General features: G+C 65.0%; 10 protein-coding genes. 3 read left to right on the top strand and 7 right to left on the bottom strand.

The annotated features are described in order from the left end of the window. Positions 1-91: 91 nt before the first annotated feature. Positions 92-1,879: an aa3-type cytochrome oxidase subunit I gene (ctaD, locus tag RU01_RS20695; protein ID WP_042576474.1), complete on the bottom strand. Its 1,788-nt coding sequence runs from the start codon at positions 1,877-1,879 to the stop codon at positions 92-94. 171 nt (positions 1,880-2,050) lie between these two features. Between ctaD and RU01_RS20690 the strand changes: the two genes are divergently transcribed. Next, positions 2,051-3,121 (top strand): ABC transporter substrate-binding protein, encoded by a 1,071-nt coding sequence (locus RU01_RS20690; protein ID WP_042576473.1) that lies wholly within the window; start codon positions 2,051-2,053, stop codon positions 3,119-3,121. A gap of 21 nt (positions 3,122-3,142) precedes the next feature. Then, on the top strand, positions 3,143-3,616 hold the full coding sequence (locus tag RU01_RS20685; RefSeq protein ID WP_042576472.1) for an NUDIX hydrolase: 474 nt from the start codon (positions 3,143-3,145) through the stop codon (positions 3,614-3,616). A gap of 444 nt (positions 3,617-4,060) precedes the next feature. Here RU01_RS20685 and nrdF read toward each other — a convergent pair whose 3' ends face one another. The 5 genes from nrdF to RU01_RS20660 form a co-directional block, all read right to left on the bottom strand. Continuing rightward, positions 4,061-5,068, bottom strand: coding sequence for a class 1b ribonucleoside-diphosphate reductase subunit beta (gene nrdF / locus RU01_RS20680; protein WP_042576471.1), 1,008 nt, complete (start codon positions 5,066-5,068; stop codon positions 4,061-4,063). A gap of 304 nt (positions 5,069-5,372) precedes the next feature. Continuing rightward, entirely contained in the window at positions 5,373-7,535 is a 2,163-nt protein-coding gene (gene nrdE / locus RU01_RS20675; protein ID WP_042576470.1) for a class 1b ribonucleoside-diphosphate reductase subunit alpha, read from the bottom strand. A gap of 32 nt (positions 7,536-7,567) precedes the next feature. Then, entirely contained in the window at positions 7,568-8,005 is a 438-nt protein-coding gene (nrdI, locus tag RU01_RS20670) for a class Ib ribonucleoside-diphosphate reductase assembly flavoprotein NrdI (protein WP_042576469.1), read from the bottom strand. A 117-nt stretch (positions 8,006-8,122) separates the two neighbouring features. Next, complete coding sequence (locus RU01_RS20665; RefSeq protein WP_042576468.1) at positions 8,123-8,365, bottom strand: redoxin NrdH; 243 nt, start codon at positions 8,363-8,365, stop codon at positions 8,123-8,125. Positions 8,366-8,749: 384 nt separating this feature from the next. Further along, on the bottom strand, positions 8,750-9,310 hold the full coding sequence (locus RU01_RS20660; RefSeq protein WP_042576467.1) for an NAD(P)H-dependent oxidoreductase: 561 nt from the start codon (positions 9,308-9,310) through the stop codon (positions 8,750-8,752). 85 nt (positions 9,311-9,395) lie between these two features. Here RU01_RS20660 and RU01_RS20655 point away from each other — a divergent pair, with 85 nt between their 5' ends. Continuing rightward, positions 9,396-9,989: a TetR/AcrR family transcriptional regulator gene (locus RU01_RS20655; RefSeq protein ID WP_042576466.1), complete on the top strand. Its 594-nt coding sequence runs from the start codon at positions 9,396-9,398 to the stop codon at positions 9,987-9,989. A gap of 1 nt (position 9,990) precedes the next feature. Here RU01_RS20655 and RU01_RS20650 read toward each other — a convergent pair whose 3' ends face one another. After that, positions 9,991-10,761: a fructosamine kinase family protein gene (locus tag RU01_RS20650; RefSeq protein WP_042576465.1), complete on the bottom strand. Its 771-nt coding sequence runs from the start codon at positions 10,759-10,761 to the stop codon at positions 9,991-9,993. Between the last annotated feature and the right edge of the window lie 2 nt (positions 10,762-10,763).

Genomic DNA, 10,763 nt, shown 5'->3' with positions numbered 1-10,763 from the left:
TCATGCGAAAAGCCCCTCACCGTGAAGGGAGGGGCTGATCGCCGTGACTGTTCCGGCCTCTGTCGACTGCGACCGGACGGGATCGAGCGGACTACTTGTCGCGGTCGCCCGAGCCCTCGTGATCGCTGGTCGCGATCGGAGAGCGTCGTGCCTGCTCGAGAACCTCGGTCGTCTTGCCGCCACCGTGGCCGGGTCCGACGTGAGCCTCGTCGCGCATGCGCTCGACCATGTGCGGGTAGTGCAGCTCGAACGCGGGGCGCTCGGAGCGGATGCGCGGCAACTCGACGAAGTTGTGGCGCGGGGGCGGGCAGCTGGTGGCCCACTCGAGGGAGTTGCCGTAGCCCCACGGATCGTCGACCGTGACGACCTCGCCGTAGCGGTAGCTCTTGAAGACGTTCCAGAGGAACGGCAGCGTCGAGGCACCGAGGACGAACGCACCGACCGTCGAGATCGAGTTCAGGACCGTGAAGCCGTCGGACGGGAGGTAGTCCGCGTAGCGACGCGGGAATCCCTCGGCGCCGAGCCAGTGCTGCACGAGGAACGTGGCGTGGAAGCCGACGAACGTCGCCCAGAAGTGCCACTTGCCCAGAGCCTCGTCCATCATCCGGCCCGTCATCTTCGGGAACCAGAAGTAAATGCCGGCGTAGGTGGCGAACACGATGGTGCCGAAGAGCACGTAGTGGAAGTGCGCCACCACGAAGTACGAGTCGGTGACGTGGAAGTCGATGGGCGGGCTGGCGAGCAGCACGCCGGACAGACCACCGAAGAGGAACGTCACCAGGAAGCCGACCGAGAACAGCATCGGGGTCTCGAAGGTGAGCTGGCCCTTCCACATCGTGCCGATCCAGTTGAAGAACTTCACACCGGTCGGAACCGCGATGAGGAACGTCATGAAGGAGAAGAACGGCAGCAGCACCGCACCGGTCGCGTACATGTGGTGAGCCCACACGGCGATCGACAGGGCCGCGATGGCGATGGTGGCGTAGATCAGGCCGGTGTAGCCGAAGAGCGGCTTACGCGAGAACACCGGGAAGATCTCCGACACGATGCCGAAGAAGGGCAACGCGATGATGTAGACCTCGGGGTGACCGAAGAACCAGAACAGGTGCTGCCACAGCAACACACCGCCCGTTGCAGGGTCGAAGAGGTGCGCGCCCAGGTGTCGATCGGCAGCCAGTCCCAGCAGTGCCGCAGTGAGCAGCGGGAAGGCGAGCAGCACCAGGATCATCGTCACGAAGATGTTCCAGGTGAAGATCGGCATACGGAACATGGTCATGCCCGGAGCACGCAGGCAGATGACCGTCGTGATCATGTTCACGCCACCGAGGATGGTGCCGAGGCCCGAGAGCGCGAGGCCCATGATCCAGAAGTCGGCGCCCACGCCCGGGGAGTGCACGGCGTCGGTCAACGGCGTGTATGCCGTCCAGCCGAAGTCCGCTGCGCCGCCGGGGGTGATGAAGCCGGCCGAGGCGATGAGTGCGCCGAACAGGTACAGCCAGTAGCTGAACGCGTTCAGACGCGGGAACGCCACGTCGGGCGCACCGATCTGCAGCGGCAGGATGTAGTTGGCGAACGCGAACACGATGGGCGTCGCGTACAGCAGCAGCATGATCGTGCCGTGCATGGTGAAGAGCTGGTTGTACTGCTCGTTCGAGAGGAACTGCATGCCCGGGAGGGCGAGTTCCGCGCGCATGAGCAGAGCCAGGACGCCACCGAACAAGAAGAAGCCGAACGACGTGACCATGTACATGATCCCGAGGACCTTGGGGTCCGTCGTCGTGACCATCTTGTGGATGAACGATCCCTTGGGCCCCAAACGGGGCGGGTACGGCCGGGTAGCCGTCAGCTCGGGGACTGGCTGGGGCGCTAGGGCAGTCACTGATCCTCCTGAAAGCGTCCCCCCGTGCCCGAGGTGAACGCAGTAAATTAGTGCGCTGTAAGGATCGTAACCCCCTGCAGGACCAACCGTGGCACTGGTCCTACTCTGTGTCGTACTTCCGCCCGAGTGTCCGTTCCGGCAGTGCTCGAGAGGGTGCGTAGGGTCGTCGCCATGTCGGATCGTTCTCGTCGTCTCAGCCGGACAGCAGTCGCCCTCGCGACCGTTCCCACATTCCTCTTCCTGGCCGCCTGCGGAGACACATCGAGCGACGATGCGTCCACCATCGTGCGCACCACCACCAACGTCGCCGGAGCCGGCGTCGTGGGTATCGAGCGCGACACGGTGGGTCTGTGCGCCCCCGAACAGCCCGTGGACACTCTCGGTCGGCAGGGCGATTCGCGCCTGGTCGTCGCCGGTGGCAGATCCACCACGGTCCCGGCCGACCCGCAGCGCATCGTGGTGCTGTCCATGACCGCTCTCGACTCCTCGTGCGCCGTCGGAATGTGGGAGCGCGTCGTCGGCGCACCGACCGCTCCCCTCGCGCCTACCGCTCCCCCGTCCGCCCTGCTGCGGCCCGACTACCTCGGCACCGGCATCGCCGAGATTCCCGGCGTCGGGCCCGAGGGCAGCCCGGACCTCGACGCGATCCGCGCGCTCTCTCCGGACGTCATCATCGGCGCCGACTCCCTCGACCCGTCCGTGACGGCGCAGCTCGACGGCATCGCCCCCACCGTGCTGACGCGTGCATCCTCGTCGTGGCTGGAGCGTTCGACCCTGGCCGCCGCGGCGATGGGCCGTCGCGATGCCGCCACCCGGGCCACCGAGCAGTACCGAGCACGCGCCGAGGACGTCGGCCGTCGGCAGAACTCGTCCATCACCGAAGCATCGGTCGTGCGGTTCGGCGCCGGTGACGCACAGCTCCTCGGAGACGACAGTTTCGCGGGCCAGGTGCTGGCGCAGGCCGGCGTCCGTCGACCCGGGCCTCAGCAGGGTGCGACGCGGCCACTCTCCGCGGACGACCCGTCCGACGCCGAGGGTGACCTGATCTACGTGTTGTTCGACGGACAGGACGGCCTGGAACACGGCACGTCCGTCATGGAGTCCGACGCCTGGAAGGACCTCGGCGCCGTCACCGACAGCCGAGTGTTCAGCGTCGACGACACCGTGTGGTCCGGCGACGGTCTCGTGGCTGCCGGAGCCGTTCTCACCGACATCTCGAACTCGCTCAACGGCTACGTCTGACACCTCGGTAGCGTCCACCGGGTGCCGATTCCCGAATTCATCACGACCCTGCGCACCGCGATCGGCCACGACCCGCTCTGGCTCGCCGGTGTCAGCGCAGTCGTCCTCGACGCCGACGACAGGCTGCTGCTGACCCGTCGCACGGACAACGGCCTCTGGGCTGTGGTGTCCGGTGTGCTCGAACCCGGTGAGGAACCCGGGCCTGCCGCGCTCCGCGAGATCGCCGAGGAGACAGGTGTCACCGCCGAGCTCGTGCGGTTGACGAGTGTCGACGTCACCGAACCGATCGTCTATCCCAACGGTGACCGCGCCCAGTACGTCGACATCTGCTTCCTCGCCCGGTACGTCAGTGGTGACGCGCGAGTGTCCGACGACGAGAACCTCGACGTGCAGTGGTTCGCCCGTGATGCGCTGCCCGCGGACATCACCGACACCTCGGCTCTCCGCATCGCCAAAGCTCTCGACCACGGCCCGGAGGCCTGGTTCCGGCAGTAGGTGGCGCGGACTGCACACAACCTGTGCCGCCAGGACACATCCGGCCCTGCCGACGCGTTTTGTGTGCAGGTCTGCGCGGCACCTGGCCACCACCGGGACTCCCGCAACGGTTCCGGCAACCTGCAACGGCCCCAACCGTTGCAAGTTGCTACAGCCGTTGCGGGAAGGCGCGGCGCCGCACGTGCTCCGGTTTCAGCAACCCGCTCCCGTTACTACCGAAGCGGGTTGCGGGAACTGGAGCATGAGACCTCGAAATCTCCAGGCGCCCGGAGGAGTGCGGCCACCCAGGACTCCCGCAACGGTTCCGGCAACCTGCAACGGCTACAACCGTTGCAGGTTGCTACAACCGTTGCGGGAAGGCGCGGCTCCACACCCGCTCGTGCATGCGCGAACACGAATTAGGGCACCACCCGCGATGCGGATGGTGCCCTGAGGTGACGTGGGTCAGAAGTCCCAGTCGTCGTCTTCGGTGGTGACTGCCTTACCGATGACGTAGGAGCTGCCCGAGCCCGAGAAGAAGTCGTGGTTCTCGTCGGCGTTGGGTGAGAGCGCCGACAGGATGGCCGGGTTGACGTCGCACTCGTCCTTGGGGAACAAGCCTTCGTAACCGAGGTTCATCAGAGCCTTGTTGGCGTTGTAGCGCAGGAACTTCTTGACGTCCTCGGTCAGACCGACCTCGTCGTAAAGGTCCTGCGTGTACTCGGTCTCGTTCTCGTACAGCTCGAAGAGCAGGTCGAACGTGTAGTTCTTCAGCTCTTCGCGCTCGGCCGGCGAACGGGTCTCGAGTCCGCGCTGGTACTTGTAGCCGATGTAGTACCCGTGCACGGCTTCGTCGCGGATGATCAGACGAACGAGGTCGGCCGTGTTGGTGAGCTTGGCCCGCGAGGACCAGTACATCGGCAGGTAGAAGCCGGAGTAGAAGAGGAACGACTCGAGCAGGGTGGAGGCCACCTTGCGCTTGAGCGGGTCGTCGCCCTTGTAGTAGTCCATGACGATGGACGCCTTGCGCTGCAGGTTCGCGTTCTCCTCGGACCAGCGGAACGCGTCGTCGATGTCGCGCGTGGAGCACAGCGTCGAGAAGATCGACGAGTAGGACTTGGCGTGCACCGACTCCATGAACGAGATGTTGGTGTACACCGCCTCCTCGTGCGGAGTGATGGCGTCCGGAATCAGTGACACGGCGCCGACGGTGCCCTGAATCGTGTCGAGCAGCGTCAACCCCGTGAAGACCCGCATGGTCAGCTGCTTCTCGACCTCGGTCAGCGTCTCCCAGGACGGGATGTCGTTCGAGATCGGCACCTTCTCGGGCAGCCAGAAGTTGCTGGTGAGCCGATCCCAGACCTCGGAATCCTTGTCGTCTACGACACGGTTCCAGTTGATCGCGGAGACGCGATCGATGAGTTTCGGGCGCGCAACGCCCGCAGGGCTGCTAGCAGCATTCGCAATGGTCATGCGGTCCCGTCTCTCGAGTTTCTGTGTAGGCCTGCCACTGCCGTCCGGACGAATACTCCGGATGTGCGGACGATGGCCCGGGTAGCGTAAATCGCACCCTCACACCAGTACGAGTTTAGACCAAGTCCCCATCGATGAGAACCGGCTCGCCGGAATGAAGCGACTTAATTCTGTCGGCCGAAAAACCGAAAACTGTTCTGACACAACAAAAGCGGCGACGGAACTGTCGCTCCGTCGCCGCCGGCACAGCGTTACACGCGGCGCCTGATGGATCCCTTCAGGTGCCCCTCGGTGTCGCCCGGGGTCACAACATGCAGCTGACGCAACCCTCCACCTCGGTCCCCTCGAGGGCCATCTGACGCAGACGGATGTAGTACAGCGTCTTGATGCCCTTACGCCATGCGTAGATCTGCGCCTTGTTGATGTCGCGGGTGCTGGCGGTGTCCTTGAAGAACAGGGTGAGGGACAGGCCCTGATCGACGTGCTGCGTCGCCGCGGCGTAGGTGTCGATGATCTTCTCGTACCCGATCTCGTACGCGTCCTGGTAGTACTCCAGGTTGTCGTTGGTCAGGTACGGCGCCGGGTAGTAGACGCGGCCGATCTTGCCTTCCTTGCGGATCTCGATCTTCGACGCCACCGGGTGGATGGAGCTGGTGGAGTAGTTGATGTAAGAGATCGACCCGGTCGGCGGGACGGCCTGGAGGTTCTGGTTGTAGATGCCGTGCTGCTGCACGGACGCCTTCAACTCGACCCAGTCTTCCTGCGTCGGGATGTGAATGCCGCTCGTGGAGAACAGTTCCCGGACACGGTCGCTCTTCGGCTCCCACACCTGCTCGGTGTACTTGTCGAAGAATTCGCCGGACGCGTACTTGGACTCGGGGAACCCGCCGAAGTAGGTGCCGCGCTCGATGGCGAGCCGGTTCGACGCACGCAGAGCATGGAACAACACCGTGTAGAAGTAGATGTCGGTGAAGTCGATGCCCTCGTCGCTGCCGTAGTAGATGCGCTCACGGGCGAGGTAGCCGTGCAGGTTCATCTGGCCGAGGCCGATGGCGTGGGAGGTGTTGTTGCCCTGCTCGATCGACGGCACGGAGTATATGTGCGTCTGATCGGACACCGCGGTCAATCCGCGGATGGCGACCTCGATGGTCTGGGCGAAGTCGGGCGAGTCCATCGTCTTGGCGATGTTCAGCGACCCCAGGTTGCACGAGATGTCCTTGCCCACATGGCTGTACGACAGATCTTCGTTGAACGTCGACGGCGTGGACACCTGCAGGATCTCCGAGCACAGGTTGGAGTGCGTGATCTTGCCGGCCACCGGGTTGGCGCGATTCACGGTGTCCTCGAACATGATGTACGGGTAGCCGGACTCGAACTGCAGTTCCGCGAGGGTCTGGAAGAACTCGCGCGCCTTGATCTTGGTCTTGCGGATGCGCTTGTCGTCGACCATCTCGTGGTACTTCTCGGAGACGTTGATGTCGGCGAAGGGCACGCCGTAGATGCGCTCGACGTCGTACGGCGAGAAGAGGTACATGTCCTCGTTCTTCTTCGCCAGCTCGAACGTGATGTCGGGGATCACGATGCCGAGGGACAGCGTCTTGATGCGGATCTTCTCGTCGGCGTTCTCGCGCTTGGTGTCGAGGAACTTGTAGACGTCGGGGTGGTGGGCGTGCAGGTACACGGCCCCCGCACCCTGGCGAGCGCCGAGCTGATTGGCGTAGGAGAAGGAGTCCTCGAGCAGCTTCATGATGGGGATGACGCCGGAGGACTGGTTCTCGATGCGCTTGATCGGAGCACCGGACTCACGGATGTTGCTGAGCAGCAGGGCAACTCCGCCGCCGCGCTTGGAGAGCTGCAGGGCCGAGTTGATGGAGCGACCGATGGACTCCATGTTGTCCTCGATGCGCAGCAGGAAGCAGGACACGGGCTCGCCGCGCTGCTTCTTACCGGAGTTCAGGAATGTCGGGGTGGCGGGCTGGAAGCGACCGGCGATGATCTCGTCGACCAGATCGGTCGCGAGAACCTCGTTGCCGGCTGCCAACGTCAGCGCGACCATGCACACACGATCCTCGAAGCGCTCCAGGTATCGCTTACCGTCGAACGTCTTCAGGGTGTAGGAGGTGTAGTACTTGAACGCTCCCAGGAACGTCGGGAAGCGGAACTTCTTCGAGTACGCGTGCTCGATCAGGCCCTTGACGAACGACCGGGAGTACTGGTCGAGAACCTCTGCCTCGTAGTAGTTCTCCTCGACGAGGTAGTCCAGCTTCTCGTCCAGGTTGTGGAAGAAGACGGTGTTCTGGTTGACGTGCTGCAGGAAGTACGCGCGCGCCGCCTCACGGTCCTTCTCGAACTGGATCTCACCGTTGGGCCCGTACAGATTGAGCATTGCGTTGAGAGCGTGGTAGTCGAGCTCGGCATCCTCGTGTCGCGACACGGCCGGCGACGAGTCGGTGATGGTCGGTGCCATGTGCGTACTCCTGAGATCGGGAATGTTCGGGTTCAGATGGTGCAGGGCGCGTCGAGACGCGCCCAGAATTCTGCGAGGCCCTCTCGGACCCGCTCCACGTCGTACGCCGTCCCCATCACTTCGAAGCGATAGAGGAACGGGACGTGACATTTGCTCGACACGACGTCGCCGGCGAAGCAGTAGGTGTCACCGAAGTTGGTGTTCCCTCCCGCGATGACGGCGCGGATGAGCGATCGGTTGTGAACGTCGTTCAGGAATTTGACGACCGGCTTGGGTACGTAGCCGGTGTCCCGACCGGTAGCGGTCGCGCCGCCGCCGTACGTGGGGAGCACCAGGACGTAGGGACGGTCGATCGTGATGCCGTCACGCGGGTATCGAAGGGGAATGCGCGTCGCCGGAAGATCGAGCTTCTCGACGAATCGGTGGGTGTTCTCCGAGACACTCGAGAAGTAGACCAGCGACTCGGACATTGCTCCACCTTCGGTGACGACTGACTGTGGACGACTCGTGCGGCGCGACGCCGCGCGTCAGAGGTGAGTCGGGGACTCACCGTGACCGTCCCCGTCGAGCGGGGCGGCCGGAGCGCTTCAGGCAGCAGCGGTGACGAGGGTCTTGATGCGGTCGGGGCGGAAGCCGGACCAGTGATCGTCGCCGGCGACGACGACGGGCGCCTGCAGGTAACCGAGGGCCATGACGTAGTCACGCGCCTCGGGGTCCATCGAGATGTCGATGACGTCGTACTCGATGCCCTCTTTGTCGAGTGCGCGGTACGTCGCCTTGCACTGCACGCAGGCCGGCTTGGTGTAAACGGTGACGGTGGTGGCGCTCATGGTCCCTCTTCTCCTACATCGCGTGCGTCGTGTGTCCCGACCGTGAGAAGTACTCACGACCCGGGCGCGCTCGCTGTCGTCCTGACGTCGCCCTCTCCGCGGTGACATCGCACTGCAGGAACGTGGACTGGATCCCCGCTGAACCTGACGTGTACACCACCCGGAAGCTGACCGGTAAACCAGGCTCGACCCGCGCCTCCACGATGGAAAATCGGGGTGGCGCGGGCCTCGAGCCGTTGTGGCCTCTCGGTGTTCAAGACACTACACCTAGTGTCCGACAGCGCAAGGCAACACCACACTTTGTAATGACACTCGTGGAATTACCTGGTCGCAACCGAGAATCGACGGCGTGTCGCACCCTCCCGGGCGCGTCGCGAGGTGTAGTCAGGCGTCGACCAGAGCCGTGCCCGTGAGTGCTGTCACTACATCGGCGATGTCCGACGCGATCTGTGAGTTCTCACGTGGGTGTGCGCCGTCGATCGCGGCCACGATCCCATCGATGGCCAGGTCGACGTCGTCGAGCACGGATGCGCCCGCGATACCGGCAGCCTTGGCGGTGTCCTCCTTGGCCCAACGACCGGCGTTGGCACTCGGCGACGAGCTGATGACAGCGGTCGGCTTACCCGAGATGGCGCCGGCGCCGTACGGCCGCGAGAGCCAGTCGATCGCGTTCTTCAGGACGGCGGGGATGGTGCCGTTGTACTCGGGCGTCAGCAGCAGCAGTGCGTCCGCTCCGGCAACGGCCTCACGCAGTGCGGTGACGGCACCGAGGTCGGCGAGCTTCTCGGGGGTGTCGAGGTCCTCGTTGTAGAAGGGTAGATCGGCGAGACCCTCGTGGATGACGACCTCGACGCCCTCGGGTGCGACGGTCGAGGCGGTCTCGGCGAGTCGGCGAGTGATGGATTCGGCGCGGAGGCTGCCGACGAGTGCGATGACGCGGCTCATGAGTGGATCCCTTTCGATGACGGACGTTCGTGACGTACAACCGGACCGTAGTCCAGTTTCTTCCGACAGAAGGTATCGTGGGGGTGTGACCCGCGCCCCTCTGCCGTTGGCAGCCGACGACACAGAGCGCTGCGACGCCGCTCGCAACCGCCGGCTGCTTCTCGACGCCGCGGTGGGGCTGGTCGACGAGCGGGGGGCGGATGCCCTGACCATGGACGCCGTCGCGACCCGCGCCGGCGTCGGCAAGGGCACCGTGTTCCGACGCTTCGGAAGTCGCGCAGGTCTGATGCTGGCCCTGCTCGACCACACCGAGCGCGAGCTCCAACAGTCCTTCATGTTCGGACCTCCGCCTCTGGGCCCCGGCGCTCCCCCGATCGACCGCCTGATCGCCTACGGACGAGCCCGTCTCGACCTGGTCGAGGTACAGGGCGAGGTTCTGCGCGCCGCGGAGAACTCGGCAGTGTCCCGGTTCGCTGCCCCCGCCCACGCCGTCGGCCTCACCCACGTGACGACGCTGCTCCGCCAGGCCGGGGTCGAGGGCGACATTCCACTTCTGGCCTATGCACTTCTCGCTCAGCTCGAGGCGACGCTCGTGCTGCACCAGATCCGCGACGTCGGCATGAGCGCGGAGCGATTGGCCGACGGCTGGGAGGATCTGGCTCGTCGCATCGTGACCTAGGTCACGCCAGACGAAGGGTGCGCTCCGCCGCCTCGACGAGGCCCACGCCGTATCCGCGACCGTGTCCGGCCGCATGAACCGCCAACGGGTGGAGTTGATGGGCCGGAACGCGCTCGCGCCATCCGTCGACGAGCGGGTGTGTCTCGCCGTACCCGGCGATCACGTCGTCGAGGTACGGGCAGCCGAACAACTCCAGCATCGCGAGATCCGTGTCACGGTGTCCTCCGTGCGCGGCGGGATCGATCAGCACGACTCCGTCCGCGGTCCACACGACGTTGCCGTTCCACAGATCGCCGTGCAGACGTGAAGGAGGGTCGCCGTCGTCCAGAGCTCCCGACGCGATCACCTCGCAGGCTCGTTCGACGAGGATGCACTCGTCGGCCGTGACCGTGCCCGCGTCGACCGCCACCCGCAGGAACGGCAGCACTCGCTCGGCCGCGTAGAAGTGCCCCCACGCGTCGTACTCGGTGGAGGACATCTTGCGGGCTCCGATGAAGATCGTGCCCTCGAATCCCTCGGGCGCACACCCGAAGCTCCGCGCGCCACTGTCGTGCAGTCGCGCGAGCCGGCCACCGAACTCTCGTGCCGCCGCAGCGGACGGACGAGAGGTCTGCAGACGCTCCAGAGTGATGTGCGCGGCGCCCACGTCGAGGACACGGACGGTGCGCGCTCCCCCGGCGGCGAGCCACCGCAGCCCCGCGGCCTCGGCGGCGAAGAAATCGGCATGGGCGTCGTGACGCGTCTTGACGAAGGTCTGCCCGTCCGTGCTCACGC

The sequence above is a fragment of the Rhodococcus sp. MEB064 genome (assembly GCF_000834565.1).
GTDB lineage: Bacteria > Actinomycetota > Actinomycetes > Mycobacteriales > Mycobacteriaceae > Rhodococcoides.
The sequence above is the reverse complement of the archived record's forward strand: the minus strand, read 5'-3'. Positions and strand labels throughout refer to the sequence as shown.